General features: G+C 60.2%; 17 protein-coding genes, 3 tRNA genes and 1 pseudogene. 14 read left to right on the top strand and 7 right to left on the bottom strand.

The annotated features are described in order from the left end of the window. Positions 1–26 precede the first annotated feature (26 nt). The 3 genes from AB0O97_RS09060 to AB0O97_RS09050 all read right to left on the bottom strand — a co-directional run bounded on the left by AB0O97_RS09060 (position 27) and on the right by AB0O97_RS09050 (position 3,437). Positions 27–698, bottom strand: a complete 672-nt coding sequence (locus tag AB0O97_RS09060) for an FAD-binding protein (protein ID WP_363842501.1) — start codon at positions 696–698, stop codon at positions 27–29. A gap of 121 nt (positions 699–819) precedes the next feature. Beyond that, on the bottom strand, positions 820–2,127 hold the full coding sequence (locus tag AB0O97_RS09055) for a D-arabinono-1,4-lactone oxidase (RefSeq protein WP_363881859.1): 1,308 nt from the start codon (positions 2,125–2,127) through the stop codon (positions 820–822). Next, positions 2,124–3,437, bottom strand: coding sequence for an amino acid deaminase/aldolase (locus tag AB0O97_RS09050; RefSeq protein WP_363842507.1), 1,314 nt, complete (start codon positions 3,435–3,437; stop codon positions 2,124–2,126). The genes AB0O97_RS09055 and AB0O97_RS09050 overlap by 4 nt, the downstream gene beginning before the upstream one ends. A gap of 211 nt (positions 3,438–3,648) precedes the next feature. On the opposite strand from AB0O97_RS09050, the gene AB0O97_RS09045 reads away from it, so the two are divergent. Further along, the gene (locus tag AB0O97_RS09045) at positions 3,649–4,659 is read left to right on the top strand and encodes a universal stress protein (RefSeq protein ID WP_363842510.1); all 1,011 of its coding nucleotides are present in this window, start codon (positions 3,649–3,651) and stop codon (positions 4,657–4,659) included. 137 nt (positions 4,660–4,796) lie between these two features. On the opposite strand, the gene AB0O97_RS09040 is transcribed toward AB0O97_RS09045, so the two are convergent. Further along, positions 4,797–6,326: a C40 family peptidase gene (locus tag AB0O97_RS09040; protein WP_363881857.1), complete on the bottom strand. Its 1,530-nt coding sequence runs from the start codon at positions 6,324–6,326 to the stop codon at positions 4,797–4,799. A 167-nt stretch (positions 6,327–6,493) separates the two neighbouring features. Continuing rightward, positions 6,494–6,901, bottom strand: coding sequence for a metallopeptidase family protein (locus tag AB0O97_RS09035; protein ID WP_363881855.1), 408 nt, complete (start codon positions 6,899–6,901; stop codon positions 6,494–6,496). Between the two features lie 231 nt (positions 6,902–7,132). On the opposite strand from AB0O97_RS09035, the gene AB0O97_RS09030 reads away from it, so the two are divergent. The 10 genes and pseudogenes from AB0O97_RS09030 (at position 7,133) to AB0O97_RS08985 (ending at position 11,225) form a co-directional block, all read left to right on the top strand. Further along, positions 7,133–7,205 (top strand) — tRNA-Glu (locus AB0O97_RS09030). 99 nt (positions 7,206–7,304) lie between these two features. Then, positions 7,305–7,378 (top strand) — tRNA-Asp (locus AB0O97_RS09025). Between the two features lie 57 nt (positions 7,379–7,435). Then, positions 7,436–7,511: transfer RNA gene (locus AB0O97_RS09020), tRNA-Phe, on the top strand. Between the two features lie 573 nt (positions 7,512–8,084). Next, positions 8,085–8,384 (top strand): hypothetical protein, encoded by a 300-nt coding sequence (locus AB0O97_RS09015; RefSeq protein WP_363881854.1) that lies wholly within the window; start codon positions 8,085–8,087, stop codon positions 8,382–8,384. Positions 8,385–8,504: 120 nt separating this feature from the next. Continuing rightward, positions 8,505–8,894 (top strand): annotated as a pseudogene (locus tag AB0O97_RS09010) (Asp23/Gls24 family envelope stress response protein); the annotation flags it as partial. Positions 8,895–9,043: 149 nt separating this feature from the next. Beyond that, positions 9,044–9,235, top strand: coding sequence for a hypothetical protein (locus AB0O97_RS09005; RefSeq protein ID WP_363842522.1), 192 nt, complete (start codon positions 9,044–9,046; stop codon positions 9,233–9,235). Next, complete coding sequence (locus tag AB0O97_RS09000) at positions 9,232–9,612, top strand: hypothetical protein (protein WP_363881852.1); 381 nt, start codon at positions 9,232–9,234, stop codon at positions 9,610–9,612. The genes AB0O97_RS09005 and AB0O97_RS09000 overlap by 4 nt, the downstream gene beginning before the upstream one ends. Continuing rightward, complete coding sequence (locus tag AB0O97_RS08995; RefSeq protein ID WP_363842527.1) at positions 9,609–10,208, top strand: DUF6286 domain-containing protein; 600 nt, start codon at positions 9,609–9,611, stop codon at positions 10,206–10,208. Before AB0O97_RS09000 ends, AB0O97_RS08995 begins: the two co-directional genes overlap by 4 nt. Then, positions 10,205–10,825 carry a hypothetical protein gene (locus tag AB0O97_RS08990; protein ID WP_363842530.1) on the top strand — a complete coding sequence of 207 codons (621 nt, stop codon included), beginning with the start codon at positions 10,205–10,207 and terminating at the stop codon, positions 10,823–10,825. Before AB0O97_RS08995 ends, AB0O97_RS08990 begins: the two co-directional genes overlap by 4 nt. 70 nt (positions 10,826–10,895) lie before the next feature. Then, positions 10,896–11,225: a hypothetical protein gene (locus tag AB0O97_RS08985; RefSeq protein ID WP_363881850.1), complete on the top strand. Its 330-nt coding sequence runs from the start codon at positions 10,896–10,898 to the stop codon at positions 11,223–11,225. Positions 11,226–11,314: 89 nt separating this feature from the next. Here AB0O97_RS08985 and AB0O97_RS08980 read toward each other — a convergent pair whose 3' ends face one another. Then, the gene (locus AB0O97_RS08980; protein WP_363881848.1) at positions 11,315–12,157 is read right to left on the bottom strand and encodes a hypothetical protein; all 843 of its coding nucleotides are present in this window, start codon (positions 12,155–12,157) and stop codon (positions 11,315–11,317) included. 3 nt (positions 12,158–12,160) lie between these two features. Beyond that, positions 12,161–12,964 (bottom strand): exodeoxyribonuclease III, encoded by an 804-nt coding sequence (locus AB0O97_RS08975; protein ID WP_363881847.1) that lies wholly within the window; start codon positions 12,962–12,964, stop codon positions 12,161–12,163. A gap of 693 nt (positions 12,965–13,657) precedes the next feature. Here AB0O97_RS08975 and AB0O97_RS08970 point away from each other — a divergent pair. From AB0O97_RS08970 to AB0O97_RS08960, 3 genes are all read left to right on the top strand, one after another. Beyond that, positions 13,658–14,920, top strand: coding sequence for a glycine betaine/L-proline ABC transporter ATP-binding protein (locus AB0O97_RS08970; protein WP_363882008.1), 1,263 nt, complete (start codon positions 13,658–13,660; stop codon positions 14,918–14,920). After that, a complete protein-coding gene (locus AB0O97_RS08965) occupies positions 14,920–15,846 on the top strand; it encodes a proline/glycine betaine ABC transporter permease (protein WP_363881845.1) in 927 nt (308 codons plus the stop codon). The genes AB0O97_RS08970 and AB0O97_RS08965 overlap by 1 nt, the downstream gene beginning before the upstream one ends. Positions 15,847–15,916: 70 nt before the next feature. Beyond that, positions 15,917–16,810: a glycine betaine ABC transporter substrate-binding protein gene (locus AB0O97_RS08960; protein WP_363881843.1), complete on the top strand. Its 894-nt coding sequence runs from the start codon at positions 15,917–15,919 to the stop codon at positions 16,808–16,810. Positions 16,811–16,944 lie beyond the last annotated feature (134 nt).

Here is a 16,944-nt window from a genome sequence, read left to right as displayed (position 1 = left end):
TGATGTGTGAGTTGTTGTGTGAAAGCTCAGGCGGTCGCGGCCAAGGAACCCGGTTCCAGTGCGGCAATGCGGGCAGAAATGGACTGGCTGGCCCGCTTGGCCTGATGCAAGATTTCCTGGGTGGTGGGCAGGGCAAGATCGCCCACGCCCACGAGGTAAAGGCCAAGAGCATGCATACCCGTGCGGACCTCGGTGGCGGTGGTGACACCTGCACCATGCAGAACTTTGCGCAACTGGCTTAGCGCACCCCGAGTAAAGACAATGCTGTGAGCGGTGAGGGTGCCCGAAGTTGTCAGTATCCGCCATTGACGCTGGGCCATCTCGTCGCCGTTGTGGTGGGTGAAATCCAGGGCCTGAGTTGCCGGGCGGATATCCATCTCATGGCGCCGGGCATAGTGCTCCAGAAGCCGAACGATCTCGCTACGTTCGTTCAAGGCAGCCAAGCTGATGCCACCTGTGGTGGGCGGCGTAGCGGAGTGTTTCAGAGGGACGGAGCTGTCCACCACAATGGTCTCAACTCCCTGCCTGTTGAGCTCGGTTGCAATGGCTAGAGCAGAGAATCCAGAACCAATCACTACGGTGGTGGTACTTTCAGCGGTGGTTCCCCGCGGAGCAACCGCGTTTGTGGTAGCTGCGCCGGCGGTTTGACCCGGCATTGTCATGGCCCGGGGCAGGGCAGTTTTTATCGCAGCCATCATGGCAAATGCCTCCTCGAACGGTAGGAGAATTCACGGGCGGCACAGGCCAAGTAGGGCTGCGCCGAAGGGCGGTTGAAACGATGAAACGTCTAGGGCTCGTCCTGAAACTTGAGGCCTAAAATCAGGGCAGCACTCGATCTAAATAGGCGTTGCGAAACACCTTTTTGGGATCCAGAACATCCCGAACACTACAGAACTTTTCTAGATCTGGGTAGAGCTCTATAAAGTCCTTCGATTGGAGGAAATGCCACTTGCCCCAGTGCGGTCTGCCCGAGTGTGCTCGGAAGATTTCTTCGGCGGCTCGGAAGTACTCGAAGGGCGAGGATTTTACGTGCTGGTGGATGGCGATGTAGCCACTGTCGCGGTGATTGGCCGTGGATAGCGCTATGTCATCTGCCGCCGCACTGCGAACCTCCACAGGGAAGGAAATCTGCAGGCCGCGGCGGGCGATCATGGCCTCGAGCTCAGCCAGTACCGTTGGGATTTGTGCCAGTGGCACGGCGTACTCCATCTCCCTGAAACGCACCGTCCGTTGCGTGGCAAACACCTTGTGTGAGGCATCGCCAAACTCCCTGTTGCCTGTCAGTTTGGCGGCCATCTTGTTGATCCCGGGGATCGCCGAGGGTACCTTCGCAGAAAAATTGCACAGGGCCGAGAACGCCGTGTTGGAGACCAACACGTCATCCACCAAACGCGAGGCCGGGGACAAGGAGCCCACCCCCTGCGGCAGCCCGCCTGGTGGATAGCGGGTATTGGTCTTGGTCAGGGCCAGCTCGGTGTGCGGAAACCAATAGAACTCAAAGTGGTCGCGGGTGGCGTTGCGTTCGGCGAGTGACTCCAGAACGGCTGGAAGCGGCTCCGGCCTTTCCACGGCATGGAGCATGAAGGAGTCCACACAAGCCAAGGTGACTTCAACAATGATTCCAAGTGCGCCAAGCCCCACCCGGGCCACCGCGAACAAATCTGGATTCTCGGTGGCGGAACAGCGCTTGAGTTCACCTGTCCCGGTGACAATCGTCAGGGCCCGGACCTGGGTGGCAATGCCGCCAAACTTCAGGCCGGTGCCATGAGTACCAGTGGAGATGGCGCCGGAAATGGATTGCTGGTCAATGTCACCCAAATTCTCCATGGCGAGCCCATACGGTGCCAACAGAGCAGGGATCTCGTGCAGCCGGGTGCCGCCTGCCACGGTGGCCAGTTTCGCCTCCCTGTCAACCCGCAGCAGTCCGCTGATGCCGTCGAGGCGCAGCTGGACGCCAGAGGTCAGGGCAATATCGTTAAAACTGTGCCCGGAACCCACAGCTTTGATGGTGACACCGCTTTTGGCCGCAGCCATGACTAGGGCCGAGACCTCGGCCACCGTGCTGGGCAGGGCCACGGTGCTGGGTCGGCAGCGCTGGTCCCCGGCCCAATTCCGCCACTCACTCATACGAACGTTTTCCCTTCCCCGCGATAGGTGAGCGCCCTGCCCACCCTTTGGCCGCCGTCGAGCATCTCAAGAGCGTCAACATGCTCACAGATCTCCCCAGACTTTGCGTGCCGGAACCACACCTTCTCACCCAGGCTCAACGTGGCGGCCGCTGCCCCGCGCAGAGGTGTCTGAACTTCACCGGCGCCCTCTGTGCCCACGAGCGACAACCCGGCCGGGTAGACGGCCACGGGGGAGCGGTCAGGGCCTGCGGGACCGGAGGCAATCCAGCCTCCGCCCAGAACGGTCACCATGTCCGGTGCCGGGCGCCTGACCACAGGCACGGCAAATCCGACGGCGTGGGCTGGGGTGAAGCGCGAATAGCCATCGAAGAGGGTGGGGCCGAAGAGTCCCGACCCGGCTGCCAGCTCTGTCACGGAAGGATCGCCGGCGGTCAGTTCCAGGCTTCCGGTGCCGCCGCCGTTGACGAACTCGAGATCGTACACATTGCGTACAGCAGCGACAACGGTGGCGCGGCGGTCCATGATCTCGGCCATGGACGAACGCTGGATTTGTTGGAGGAGCTGCGACTTGGCCACATCTGCCACCTTGTTGCCCGTGTGTGGGGTGTCCTGCAGGCCAGCAATTTGGGCCTCATAGGCCATGATGCCCACGAGTCGGAAGAGCTGGGCGCCGCCAGCACGGTGGCCGGCGATCGCCAGTGCCAGGCTGATGGCATCGGCGCCGGTCCGCACGGGCGAGCGGTACACGCCAATGTGCCCCAGGGCTCGCCCTGCGACCTTGGGCCGCCAAGAAGCATCCAGATCCAGGCAGAGGCGGAGCGGGAGTACTGGGTGCAGGTCTGCCAGCGTTGCCACCATCCAGTCCAGTTGCTCAGTGGAATCCACCATCAGTGTGATGCGGGCGCAGGCTTGGGGATTGGCCGCGAGGGCGAGCAGGGCTGCGGCGTCGGAAGTTGGGTAGGCCACCACAATGTCGGTGAAAGCGTCAGAGGGATCTGCGGCGAGCCACAACGCCTCCGGCAGGGTAAATCCGAGGATCCCGGCAAAGCCTGGCTGGGCCAGTACGGCTCGCAAAATCTCTTTACTGCGGATGGATTTGCTGGCCACCCGGATAGGCTTGCCCGCAGCGCGACGCAGCAGGGAGCCGGCGTTCAGGGATAGCGCGGGAACATCCACAACAGCTAAGGGCGCCGACAACTCGGCGCAGGCAACATCAGCCTGCGCCCAGAGAGCATTCTGGGTGCCGGAATCTGCCTCCGGCTCACCGCGCAGACCGCGCGCTACCGCCGATTCAAGCAGTTTCAACATGGTTAACCACCCTCCTACTCGCGAGTAATGCCCACTCTGTCACATGTGCGCGGCCAGATGTATAGATGGCAGATGATGTCATCTTCGGCGCTCGCCGCACCGCAACTTGACGTGCATCACTGAACCCGCAATAGTCACAAGTACAGGCCGCGACGGTGAGGCAAACGATGATTCTTTGTCTCTCCTGTACGTATGAACTAGGAGGCGCACGATGACCAGTCAAGAGCAATCACCGCAAGGCGCAGCGCACCAGCCCATCCCCGCACCGACAGGGATTGTGGTCGGGATCGACGGCTCCCAGCAGAGCAACTGCGCCCTGATCTGGGCTGCCCGGCAAGCCAAATTGCGCAAAGTTCCGCTGCATCTTGTCACCGCCTACACCGTCCCTATCTTCGCCGCCTCAGGCCTGGATGGCGGCTATGCAACTGTTGACGATGACGTCATTCGCCAAGGTGCCGAGGCTGTCCTTCGCGAATCGGCTGCCAAGGTAGCCCACCTAGACATTGAGATGGATGCCCGGGTTGAAAATGGCGACGCCGCAGGCGTGCTGCTGGACCTGAGTGAAACCGCTGAACTGTTGGTCTTTGGTTCACGCGGGCGTGGCGGTTTCATTGGCAGGCTTCTGGGTAGTGTTAGCTCCGCCCTGCCGGCCCACGCAAAATGTCCCACCGTTACGGTGCCCCTGAGCTGTGCCCCACGGTTGGAAGAAGAGCTAGAGCCAGGAACAGCTAAAACCAGTGTTGAGCTGGAAAAAGTTATCACCGTGGGCGTCGATGGTTCGGACCAGGCCCGGTACGCGGTTCTCGTCGCAGCTGAACAGGCAGAGCGCACCGGCTGCATGCTGCGGATCATCTGCGCCGTCCAGCCGTACACCGGATCGTTGGCGTGGATGCCCGCTCCGGTGGACCGAGACGCCTTGTTTGCTGAAATTCAGGAACAGTTGGACGCCGGTGAAAAGTGGTTGCGCAATCACTTTCCGAAGCTGCCCATTGAGGTCAATCTGCTGGAAGGCTCTGCCGTTGAAGCTCTCGTGAAGGCCACGGAAACCACGGAACTGGTGGTCATGGGAACCCGTGGCCGCGGCGGCTTTGCCGGAATGATGCTCGGCTCCACCACGGACGGGGTGCGGCACCACGCCAAGGGTCCGGTCATGGTGGTCCGGGACAGGGAAGATCCCCGTCAAGAGGACCGTTCGGCATTTGGTCCCCTGCTGCAGGCCTAATTTGCTGCGGTCCTATGAGCCTGCAGGCCTATGGAAACTGGTAGATGCTTAAAACGCCGTGGGGCCCTTCCGAATTGGAAGGGCCCCACGGCGTTTTTGGTGAGCTAGCTGCGCTACTGCTAGATGATCTAGTTGCGTTAGTACCTAGCAGCGTACGGGTACAGGCTCATGTAGTTGGGGACCATGTCCGACAACCTTGTGACGGCCACGGGCTGGCTTTCGTTCAGTGCCTGGACCACCTGGCCGTTGCCAATGTAAATGGCCACGTGGCTGAAACGGCCGTTGCCATCGTGGTTGAAGACCAACAGGTCACCGTACTGCATCTGCGACAGCGGAACCCGCACTGGGGCAGCCCAGAACTGGTCTGAGCCTTGGCGCGGCACATACTTTCCAGCTGCAGCGAAGGATTGCTGCACCAAACCTGAACAGTCAAAGGCGTTGGGTCCGTTGCCACCCCACTGGTACGGGCTGCCAATTTTAGACATGGCGTAGTTGACCATGACCTGGGTGTAACTGCCTGTTGGGGGAGCAACGGGCGGAGCGACAGGCGGCTTGACCGGTGCGACCGGTGCCGGAGTGGTGGGTGGCGGTGTTGTCGGTGCGGGCGGTGCTGGCGGCCTGGGCGCAGTTGTGGCAGGCGTGGTGGGGGCTGGAGGCCTCGGTGCGCTCGTGGCCGGAGTTGTGGGAGTTGCAGTGACCGGTGGCTTAGGTGCTGACGGCGCTGGCACTGCAGGAATGACCGGCGGATTGCTTCCGGACACTGGTGGGCGGGCGGGCGCCGGCGTGTCCCCGGATGACTCAATCTGCTGTTTCAAAGCTTCCTCACGGGCCTTCTGCGCCAGCGCATCAACCCTGGCACCTTCCAGTTCCACTGTGGTGTTGTGGAGGCTGGCGAGCCTTTGCAGGAGAACATCTCGTTGCGACTGGTTTTGTGCCACGACGGCGGCCTGGGCGTCGGCGGCTCCCTGAGCTAAGGCGCGGGAGGACTCGGCGGCTGCAGTGGCCTGCGCAGCGGCAGTGCTTGCGGCCAGGGCCTGTGCGTCCAAAGCGGCAGAGGTGGAGGCGGCCGCTTCGGCTGATGCGAAGGTGTTGGCCCGGTTGGAACTCAGAGCCATGAGTGTGGAGGCCTGATAGAGGGCGTCATCACTCTCATCGCTGGTTAGCAGTGTTTGGACGCTCAGTCCTACGCCGCCGGACTTATAGAGATTGCCTGCCAGCTGCCCCAACTGCTTTTTGGCTTTGCCGTGCGCACTACGAGCCGCCTCGGATTTCGCGCTAGCGGTTTCGGCCTCGTTCCGACGCTCGTCCAGAACTACCAAAGCTTCCGTGTAGGCATCACTGGCGCCCAGGGCAGCCATACTGGTGGCCTGCAGTCGGTCATTGGCCGAGGACAGAATAGCTTCGAGCTCGGCAGCGGCTGCAGCGGTGGCCGCTTCAGACTTCTTGGCCTGAGCGATCTCATCTTCACTGGGGATGGATGGAAGGTGAGGTTGCGGCGCAAACTTTTGGAACGCCGTCGAACTTAATGCACTTGCGCTGACTGCGCCGGACACGCTGAATGATGTTTGCGAAGCTGGTGCGGCTGTGACGGGAGAGATGACTGCGGCCGAAGCCAAGGTGGCACATGCCAAGGTGGCGGTGCCGCGAAGTAAAAAGCGCATACTCATCCAAGGGCCTCACAGTGGTTAGGAGCGTTACATGATGCGGTTTTCACGCCGCGGGCCGGAGTCTGGTGACTCACAGCTCATTTACACAGCTATCCCAGACCCTACGGCCCCACAGATTGCTTTGGCAACATGAGAAACACCATTCACATGAACCACACCAGTGTCATTTAGCCCCAGCCCAAGTCGTGTAGTCGCTCGTCGCTGATGCCGAAGTGGTGGGCGATCTCGTGAACCACTGTCACAGTGACTTCGTGGATGACCTCTTCGCGGCTGTGGCAGATGTCCAACATGGGCTGCCGGAAGATGGTGATCCGGTCCGGCAATGAGCCGGCTTCCCACCAAGAATCCCTTTCGGTCAACGGTGTTCCCTCATAGAGGCCCAGGAGTACCGTGTCTGGATGTTCGCCGGGGGCCGGCTGGTAGTCATCGGCGATGAAGATCGCCACATTGTCCATTTCGGCGCGGATATCGGCGGGAATCCGGGCAATGGCAGCCTGGACTGCGGCGTCAAACTCCTCCTCGCCCATGCTGAAAGGGAGAAAGGAGGGAATGCCTGCCAAGGGGTTGTGATGCATGACTCAAGCCTAGTGACTTATTGGTGGCTTGGCCGCGTAAATACTGGGTTTTGCGTCTGTGCGCCCACGATTCTGGTGCTTGCTGGGCGTCATTTTTTGGCTCCCGACCTCGATTGAGCGCTGCGTGGTGAATGTTCGTTTTGTGTTCTGAGCAAATAGGACCTATAGTTTTTGAAGTCCACTTCGGACCAATGCGGTGGCAACAACGCAGAGGATAAGAAGCTGACTTAGGCCCCCATCGTCTAGCGGCCTAGGACACCGCCCTTTCACGGCGGCGGCACGGGTTCGAATCCCGTTGGGGGTACTTGCGAGTGAGTGGTAAATCAGCCGGAAAAAGGCTGGTACGCTATAACTCGTGAAAATCACACGAGAGTGTTGATAGCAACAAAAGCAGTAAATGTATGGCCCTGTAGCGCAGTTGGTTAGCGCGCCGCCCTGTCACGGCGGAGGTCGCGGGTTCGAGTCCCGTCAGGGTCGCTTTGGTTTTCTTGACTAGTGCAAGAGGATCTGGTGACGAGATTTTCAGATCACCAAGGCTCTGTAGCTCAGTTGGTAGAGCGTTCGACTGAAAATCGAAAGGTCACCGGATCGACGCCGGTCGGAGCCACCAGTAAGACCCCGAGGAATCGGGGTCTTTCTCATTTAAGTGCCTTGGTGGCCGCTAACCCGGTGGCTTCGGGTTCGCCATCTTCTCCGCTAACCCTAACCCGCTAACCCCGAGCCGCCCCTAACCCCGAGTCGCTCCTAACCACGAGTCGCCACATCTGGCCCCGAAAATGCGATTAAAGGGGCCATATCTGAGGACTCGAGTGCGGCATCTGGGAACTCGCGTGTGGCCAAGGTCTCTGTGGCACCCCCAGCTAGCCAAAATGGTGTTTTATGCCACAATGGCCATTAGGGTCGGCTTCATCTTGGCTGACCGTGGGCTTCAAACTGGGGGTCTCCATGCGATCGAAACGATCTTTGCGGCAAGTATTCCTTTTATTGGTAATCCTGCTTATGGGATCTTTGACCGCTACCGGCTGCTCTGATCCCCGGTGTTGGTGATCAGAGCAGCGACTCCGGTAGTGGCACGGATGCGGGCCAGCCCCGCGACATAGGCACGGACATAGGCGCGGACACAGGCCAGTCGGACACGGGTGCAGACACTGATCCGGACACACTAGCCACAGAGCTGGGTGACTTGGGCGTCCTAGGTGGCAACGCCGAAGCCTGCGTCAGTGTGACGGCGGTGGTCATCACCGGCAGTACCTTGGCATTCCTGGCGAAGATTGACCCGAGTGGCGAGAGCTCCCAGAAAATGGCTGATCAAGTGCAAGAGTCCATGAAGAAGGTTCCGGCAGAGATTAAGGGTGATCTGGAGAATCTTCTGAAGGTCATCAATGACTCAGCCGTCGACGGCAAGACCTGGGACGATACCAAGTTTCAAAAGGCCATGGAGCCCATTGGTGCCTGGGCCAAGAAGAATTGCGGAAGCGAGTAATTGGTCCGGATAAATACGTCAGTGGCGGGGCTACTCACGGTGGCGCTTAAGGCCTGCGGCGTTGCCCCCCAACATTTGGGTGAATAGGCTTACCGTAAAGGAAACAGAAAGGGCGCGTTGATGGACTCGCACTACAAATCTTCACAAGATCCTGCCCCCGCCAATCCCGTACAGGGTGAAGGACGAACAGTCATCGCAGAGACGGCTGTCGCCAAGGTGGTGGGCATTGCTGCCCGCAATGTTCCGGGAGTTCACGCACTCGGTTCCGGAGCCTCACGATCCATCGGTGCCATTCGCGAAGTGGTAGGTGCTACGGATCTCACTCAGGGTGTCAGGGTTGAGGTCGGCGAATCGCAAGTGGCCGTAGACCTGGTGCTCATGGCTGAATACGGCTACCCCCTGCAAACACTGGCCAATTCGGTCCGGGCGGCTGTCTACACGGCGGTTGAAGAGTTGGTGGGCCGCGACGTCATTGAGGTGAACATTGAGATTACGGATGTGTTCATCCCGTCTGCGGACGCGGAGAAGCCCGCGCCACGGTCCCGTCTGACGGACCGTTTGAGCAGTGCCAAATCCGCTGTCACAGCTCCCGCAACAGCCACGGGGTTCGCCCCCGTGGCACCGCAGAACAGCGATTCAAGAGAAGCCGAGGAACAGCTGTGAATCTCAGTGTTGTCTGTGCAGCGTTTGGTGCGTTCCTAGCATTTATGGCCTTTGCCTTCGGCTTTTGGGGCTTCGTCATCAGTGCCCTCTTTGTCGCTGTGGGGGCCTTCATAGGCCGGGCCGCCAGCGGAAAACTTGATTGGCGCGGTGCCCTCGATGCGCTCACGGGCCGCCGTTCGTCGTCGTGAGTGAGAAATCGGTGCCCACCCCCGAGCGCGATCTCGCGGGACACAACCGCATCAGCACGCAGGCGTTGACCTCGGTTGCCAAGGCTGCTGCGGCAGAAGTCCTCGCCGCCCCTGCCGCCCAGGTGCGCGTGAGCTGGAATGACGACGACGGATTGTTGGCGCTGTCTATTTCCTCGGCTATGGGTGCGCTCCCCTTGAGTACGGTCGGCCGTGACGCCGTCCGTCTCGCAGCGGCAGGGGGGAGCGTTTTGAGCCGCGCGACCGCAGCCAAAGCCAGCATCCTGAAACAGGTTGAACATCTCAGTGGCTCGAGCCTGAGTCGGGTTGATGTGCGGATTTCCGGACTGCTGCTGCGCGAAGACGGGAGAGTTTCATGAGCGAGTCAGCTCAAGAACGTCCGCGGAACTTGGACCGGCAGATTCTGCGCCGGGAGACCCATTCGGCGCGATCCGGTGCCTCCGTTATCGCTGCCATCGTGGTGGCAGCCGCAGCACTGTACTTCATGTTGGAATCTGTGCTGGCCGCCTTGGGTCAGCCCACCTGGCTCGCCAGCCCAGGGACAATGCTGCAGTTGCTCGTCGATCTTCCAGGGGACATCCCGCGGGTTCTGCTTGGGGCAGCCGGTGTGCTGCTGGCTCTTTTTGGGCTGATCTTTTTCTGCCATGGGATCCTCCCCGGCCGGCGTGCGCGGCACGTGCTGAACCATCCGCGGGTTGCCATTGTGGTGGACGACGAAGTGGTTGCCTCGGCTCTAGCTAAAGCTGCCCGCATGGCTGCGGGGGTGACCCGCGAACAGGTCATGGTGGTTGTTTCCGCCCGCCAGGTGCAGGTCAATGTGCGGCCCACATCAGGGTCCCTTCTCTCGGAATCGCACATCAAGGGCGCTGTTGAGGCGCAGCTCGCTGACATGGGCTTGGATCCGGTGCCCGCCGTGAGCGTGAAACTGGCTGAAAGTGGGGTGATCGGCGTATGAACGGCACACCACGAGGACTGAATAGGTTCCTACTGACACTGATCGGCCTGATTTTCATGATTGCCGGGGCCGGTGCTGCAGTTCTCGCCGCAAGCCCCGCTGCGGCCCGCTGGTGGCAGCGATACGCGCAGGCGCAGCTGGACTGGTTGTTGGATCTGGAGGCTCGCACACGGCTGCTGTTGACCTCGCAGAGCTGGATTTGGTTCGCCGTGGCGCTCTTCTTCTTGATCGTGGTGATCGTGATGATCTCCTGGATCGGCAATCAGGGCAAGGGCCGGGCGAGCACTTTGCTGGACTACCAAGGAAACCCGGACGACGACGGAGCCGCCGGAGCGGTTAGGCTCAGTTGCGCTGTGGCTGAGCAAGCGCTCAAGAGTGCTCTGTTGGAACGCACAGACCTTGTGGGCGTCACTGTCACAAGTTATGACTTCCGTAAGCGGACCGCCATCAAGGTGAGGGTTTTGCCCCGCCAAGGAGTCTCTCCCCATCTGGTGGCCGGTGAAATCGCAGAGCTGGTGGCTGCCTTGGATGAGCTGCTGGGCTTCGAAGTTCCTGTACTACTCAGCATCGGCAGCGGCGCGAGGTCACGGTTCACTAAAGCCGAACGAGTCCGCTAGTCTCTTTTCATCATCACCCTTGGGAGTTTCTGGCTTGGGGGCCCTACCGCAAAGCATCAAGGAAGGCATCATGACCGAGAACAACGCAGCCAACGGCGGAGCAGAAGCAGTCGACAAGGCCAAGGAATTTGCGGCAGACGCTGTGGATAACGTAAAGGATTTTGCCGGAGACGCCGCCAGCAAGGCTAAAGATGTAGCAGCCGATGCAACTGAGAACATCAAGGAATTCGCCGGGGATGCTGGCGAGAACATCAAGGAATTCGCCGGGGATGCTGGCGAGAACATCAAGGAATTCGCGGAAGACGCAGCGGAGAACGTGAAGGAATTTGCGGAAGACGCTGTGGAGCACGCCAAGGGCCTTGGCGCCAAGATCGCTGGTATCTTCAAGCACGATAAGTAATAACCGCAGGTAAAAACGGCTTCACCAAGAGACCCCACCACCGCCCCTGTTGCATTGGCAACACAGGGCTGGAGTGGGGTCTTTTGGGTTCAGTTGGAGCGTGCCAGCTGCCGCACGGGCATCCAACGGTTTGCTAGCCTGCGGTAGGCTGCCGCGGCACCGGTGAGGTCCCCGTCAGCTAGGCATTGCAAGCCCATGTGTACATCGGCGGGGGAATCGTCCGGATGGACTCGCTGGGCCACCGGGCCGTAGTCCAACTCCACCACCCCGGCGTCATTGAAACCGGCCAGCCAGTGGCCTAGATCCTGTAGCTCCTCAAAGAGATCCAGTTCTGGTGCCATGGCGGACAACATGCCCAAAGTTCGCTCCACTCGGCCTAATGCGGTGACGACTGGCACCTGGATCCGCACCGTCAGGACGCGTCCGTTGGCCTCCACCACTTCCATGCGGTCATTGGCATATACCAAAATGAACCAGCTGAACGGGATGCCCCAGGTCGAGGTTCGGGTCTGCAGGGGCAGTTCAAGATGGCTTGCCTTTGAGGCATGCTCCAGCTGCCGCCTCCACTCATCCTGTGGCAGCATCAGCGATGCCAGTTGCCTCAAGTTTCCCGAGAGTAGCTCGGTGGCGCTAGCAATGGAGCGGGCCACAATCTGGTTGGGCGCATACAAGGTCGGTTCGCCCGCGCCCATGGTGAGTACGCGCACCCGGTCTTCCGCCGGCGTCGGAAGTCGGTTGGGGTTGGGGCGACTCACCCGGCTGAGGGAATCGGTCAACTCACTGGCATCGATGCTGATTCCGTTCTGCTCGGGGACGAGCAGGCCCTCAATGTAGGCAAATTCAGAGAGTGTATATGCCTCGCGGGGTAAGTAAATGCGCAGGCTGGAGACAAAAGGAAGCTGAACGCCGCCCAAGTACAGCCCGCTATTCATAGCTCAGCCCAGTTCAACAATGACCGGGGCATGGTCCGAGGCGCCCTTGCCCTTGCGTTCTTCGCGGTCGATTTCGGCGCCAGTCACGCGCGCGGCCAGAGCGGGGGAGGCCAGCGTAAAGTCGATGCGCATGCCCTCCTTTTTCGGGAATCGCAGCTGCGTGTAATCCCAGTAGGTGTAGACGCCGGGGCCCGGGTGCAGGGGGCGGACGACGTCGGCAAAACCTGCCGCTTCAAACGCCGAGAACGCTGCCCGCTCGGGTTCGCTGACGTGGGTGAGGCCTTGGCTGCGGAAAAAGTCGATGTCCCAGACGTCGTCGTCCTGGGGCGCGATGTTGAAGTCGCCCATGAGGGCGATCTGGGCGTTGGGGTCTTGTGCCAACCAGCCGGCGGCCTGGTTCTTGAGCACGTCGAGCCACTGCAATTTGTAGGGCATGTGCTCGTCGTCAAGGGCACGCCCGTTGGGCACATACAGGCTCCAGATACGCACCCCGTTGCAGGTGGCACCAATGGCCCGGGCCTCCTGGACCGGATCCTTGCCACCCTTGCCAAAGGCAGGCTGGCCGGAAAAGGTCCGCTCCACATCTTCGAGGCCAACGCGGGAGGCAATGGCTACGCCGTTCCACTGGCTGAAGCCAAAGTGGGCCACCTCGTAACCGTTGTTTTCAAAGAGCTCCCACGGGAAGTTCTCGTCCTTGCATTTGGTTTCTTGGATGGCCAGAACATCCGCGTCGGTCCGGCGCAGCCAGTCCTCTACACGGTCGGCACGGGCACGCAGGGAGTTCACATTCCAGGTAGCAATCTTCACCCCTCCAAGCTATCAAGTTAAGGGCTCGGAAGGCGCTGCTCACCGGTGCCGTTGCGGTGGGAGGCGCCGTGGCGCTGTTGTTGCACTGCCTCAGCGGCACCACCACATCGGCGCTGTGGCGGCGGAAATTGTGGGGAGGGACACTATCCCAGGGCGGATGAAGTTGCCTAGGGTTACAAAGTTGTAACGCTTGCTTCGCCGTGTAGCTGCGGTGCCACAGCGTGTGAGATGTCGCTCGGTTAGGGGCTAGAACGGTCATATTAAGCTGATAGCGAAACTGCCTCTGTTAGCGTGGAAAGCGAACCAGTAGACCGACAAGCCTGCGGGCAACTGCCACAAAGCTGCGTGAACATGACGAATCATGCTCACCCGGGGAGTGGCAGCCAGACACAGGCCGTCGAACTGGCGGTAGGGATAGCTTCCCGATTCTTGCCTTGAACAGCAAGACCGTCTTTCCTTGCTGCCCCGCCGGGGCGTGCGGGGAAGCGAAGAGTTTGACGCGTAACAACGCCTGCAGCACGAGATCACCAATTGCGCTCGTTTAGGCCACCGCCACAGCGGGCCCTGAACGTTCGTGTAGATGGATACTACGTGTACGAATCCACAGACAACGTGACAAGCGAGCCGAAAATTGCGTCCGAATCCGGGCGCAAGCCGGCTCAAAACGACAACGACAACGACAACGGCATTGCACTGAGTGTCAGCAATGTTTACAAAGTCTTCGGCAAACGACCCGCCGAAGTCATCAAACGACTCAAGGGCGGCAAGAAGCGCGAGGAACTGTCCGCGCTGGGAACTGCTGCCGTCATCGACGCCTCTTTCGAGGTTAAAAAGGGTGAGATCTTTGTGGTTATGGGGCTTTCAGGCTCCGGAAAATCCACGCTCATCCGCACCCTCAATGGTCTCTGGGCGCCCACCGAAGGTTCCGTCGTGGTCGGTGGCACCGATATTTCCAAGATCAGCGACAAGGAATTGCGTCGAGTTCGTCAGCAGAAAATCTCCATGGTTTTCCAGCACTTTGCACTCATGCCGCACCGAACTGTCGTCGAAAACGCCGCTTACGCACTTGAGGTGCAGGGTGTGGCAAAGGCTGAGCGATTGGCCCGGGCCGAGAAGATCCTGAACTTGGTGGGACTTGAAGGCTGGGGTGAGAAGTACCCAGGCGAGCTTTCCGGCGGTATGCAGCAGCGAGTTGGCCTGGCCCGTGCCCTGTGCGCCGAGACCGACATCCTGCTTATGGACGAGGCGTTCTCCGCACTGGATCCGCTGATCCGCCGCGAAATGCAGGAACAGCTGGTGCTGTTGCAGTCCGAGCTGGAGAAGACCATCATCTTCATCACCCATGACCTCAACGAGGCCATGTTCCTGGGTGATCGGATCGCCGTCATGCGTGACGGTGAAATCGTTCAGATCGGCACCCCGGACGAGATCCTCACCAGCCCGGCCAACGATTACGTTGCCGCGTTTGTGCAGGACGTGGACAGGACCCGTGTGCTCACCGCAGGCGGTGTTATGGAGCCGGCGTTGGCCGTGGTGAACCTCTCCGGAGGCCCGCGCAACGCACTGCGCACCATGCGTGATCTGCAGGTTTCGGCCGCCTTTGTGGTGGACCGCCGCCGCAACTACCTGGGCACAGTGCGTGACCGCGATGTCATGAAGCAGGTTGAGGCGCACAGCTCCGATCTCTCTGCCGTGATTCGCGACAGCATCGAGCCGGTCAGCCCGGACACTGCCCTGAACGATCTCTTCGGCCGTGCCGTGGAGAGCCCCATTCCCTTGCCGGTAGTGGACGACGCCGGACGGCTGGTAGGTGCGTTGCCGCGAGTGACGCTGCTGGCCGCCTTGGGCAACGTCCCCTCCACCACGGGCGAATTCCCAGTGGTGGATACGGCCGTGGCGCCCATCCCCGAACAAGTAGTCACCGAAGCGCTGGCTAAAACCGAAGGAGACGCATAGTGGAACCGATTTTTAGGATTCCCCTGGGCGACTGGGTGGAAGTGGGCCTTGACTGGCTGATCAACACGCTTGATAGCGTATTCGTCTTTTTCAGGGCAGTTTTTGTTGGCGCCTATGACAGTCTTGACTGGCTCCTGACAGCTCCGCCCTACTGGGTGGTCATCGTGGTATTCGCCGCGATTGCTTGGTGGGCCAGCGGCTGGAAGTTGGGCGTTGGTACCCTGGTCAGTTTCGCTGTCATTGTTGGTGTGAACCAGTGGGACAACGCCATGCACTCCTTGGCACTGGTCGCCATTGGCACCATTGTTGCCGTGGTCATCAGCGTTCCACTGGGTATCTGGGCAGCGAGATCGGACAGGGCATCCTCGATCATCCGCCCCGTTTTGGACTTCATGCAGACCATGCCCGCCATGGTTTACCTGATTCCGGCTCTCGCCATGTTCCGGGTGGGTGTGGTCCCCGGCATTATCGCCACGATCATCTTTGCCATGGCCCCCGGCGTCCGGTTTACGGAACTGGGCATCCGCGGTGTGGATAAGGAAGTGGTAGAGGCCGGGCACGCTTTCGGTTCCAGCCCCGCACGCATCCTGTTCCAGATCCAGCTGCCCTTGGCACGGCCCACCATTATGGCCGGTATCAACCAGGTCATCATGTTGTCGCTGTCCATGGTGGTTATCGCCGGCATGGTCGGCGCCCCCGGATTGGGTGCGGAAATCGTTCAGGCGCTGAACCGCATTGATGCCGGAAAGGGCTTTGAAGCAGGCATTGCCGTGGTCATTGTGGCGATCTTCCTGGACCGGGTGACGGCCAGCTTCGGCACCAATTCCACACGCAAGACCAACAAGGCCGACAAAGCAGACAAGACCGGCAAGACAGCCAAGACCAACAAGGCCAGCAAGACAGACAACGTCGGCGCGGCCGCGTAAACGTAGTTCCAACAGTTGTACCAATCAATCGGCGGCAGCGCTTTGCAGCTGCCAATGAAAGGAATGAACCATGAAGAAGAAATTTTTGGGTGCAGTCGCCATGGCGGCAACACTGGCACTGGGTTTGACTGCTTGCGGCTCCGGCTCAGGAGAAGCAGCGACCGTCGATAACGGTGACAAGCAGGATTTGAAGATTGTCGTGTTCAACGGCTGGGATGAAGGCGTGGCCGCATCCGAGCTGTGGAAAGCAATCTTGGATAAGAAGGGCTACAAAGTAGAGCTCGAATACGCTGACGCTGCTCCTGTCTACTCAGGCCTGTCCACCGGTGACTACGACGTGGTCCTGGACACTTGGCTGCCCATTACTCATAAGGATTACATCGACGAGTACGGCGACAAGATGGTGGACCTCGGCGCATGGAACGACGACGCCAAGCTCACGATTGCCGTGAACGAGGACGCTCCCATTGATTCCTTGGAGGACCTGGCTGCTAACGCCGACAAGTTCGGCAACAAGATCATCGGCATCGAGCCCGGTGCAGGTCTGACCCGGGTCACTACCGAAGACGTCATCCCCGGCTACGGTCTGGACAAGATGGACTACATCACCTCTTCGACCGCCGGCATGCTGTCTGAGCTGAAGACGGCAACCACCAAGGGCGAGAACATCGTTGTCACGCTGTGGCGCCCGCACTGGGCCTACGACGCTTTCCCGGTGAAGGATCTGAAGGATCCGAAGGGGACGCTCGGCGAGGCTGAAGGCATCCACAGCTTCTCCCGTCTGGACTTCGACAAGGACTACCCCACGTTGGATGGTTGGCTGAAGAACTTCAAGATGGACTCCGAAACCCTGTATTCACTGGAGAACGTCATGTTCAACGGTGACGGCAGCGACGACTACGCTCCCATCTTGGAGAAGTGGATCGGCGAAAACCAGGATTACGTGGACGGCCTCACCAAGTAGCCCCACCCCTCCCGCGCGCCTCTAGGGACGCTATCGCACCAACGGTATTTGTCAACCTGCTTGAGAGAGGTTGGTGGTTTGGGTGTGGTGTTTGGGGTCGTTGATGGCGACGTAGTCGTCGATTTGGGGTGTTA

The organism is Specibacter sp. NPDC078692 (assembly GCF_040686835.1).
In the GTDB taxonomy this organism is placed as follows: domain Bacteria; phylum Actinomycetota; class Actinomycetes; order Actinomycetales; family Micrococcaceae; genus Specibacter.
Note: the sequence above shows the minus strand (reverse complement) of the source record. Positions and strands in the feature narration are given on the sequence as shown.

Excerpts from the sequence above, each read along its gene's own strand:
- AB0O97_RS08980 (WP_363881848.1), bottom strand. The coding sequence starts at position 12,157 with ATGAATAGCGGGCTGTACTTGGGCGGCGTTCAGCTTCCTTTTGTCTCC.
- AB0O97_RS08990 (WP_363842530.1), top strand. The coding sequence starts at position 10,205 with ATGAACGGCACACCACGAGGACTGAATAGGTTCCTACTGACACTGATC.
- AB0O97_RS09050 (WP_363842507.1), bottom strand. The coding sequence starts at position 3,437 with ATGTTGAAACTGCTTGAATCGGCGGTAGCGCGCGGTCTGCGCGGTGAG.
- AB0O97_RS08985 (WP_363881850.1), top strand. The coding sequence starts at position 10,896 with ATGACCGAGAACAACGCAGCCAACGGCGGAGCAGAAGCAGTCGACAAG.
- AB0O97_RS09045 (WP_363842510.1), top strand. The coding sequence starts at position 3,649 with ATGACCAGTCAAGAGCAATCACCGCAAGGCGCAGCGCACCAGCCCATC.
- AB0O97_RS09060 (WP_363842501.1), bottom strand. The coding sequence starts at position 698 with ATGATGGCTGCGATAAAAACTGCCCTGCCCCGGGCCATGACAATGCCG.
- AB0O97_RS09035 (WP_363881855.1), bottom strand. The coding sequence starts at position 6,901 with ATGCATCACAACCCCTTGGCAGGCATTCCCTCCTTTCTCCCTTTCAGC.
- AB0O97_RS08995 (WP_363842527.1), top strand. The coding sequence starts at position 9,609 with ATGAGCGAGTCAGCTCAAGAACGTCCGCGGAACTTGGACCGGCAGATT.
- AB0O97_RS08960 (WP_363881843.1), top strand. The coding sequence starts at position 15,917 with ATGAAGAAGAAATTTTTGGGTGCAGTCGCCATGGCGGCAACACTGGCA.
- AB0O97_RS09040 (WP_363881857.1), bottom strand. The coding sequence starts at position 6,326 with ATGAGTATGCGCTTTTTACTTCGCGGCACCGCCACCTTGGCATGTGCC.
- AB0O97_RS09055 (WP_363881859.1), bottom strand. The coding sequence starts at position 2,127 with ATGAGTGAGTGGCGGAATTGGGCCGGGGACCAGCGCTGCCGACCCAGC.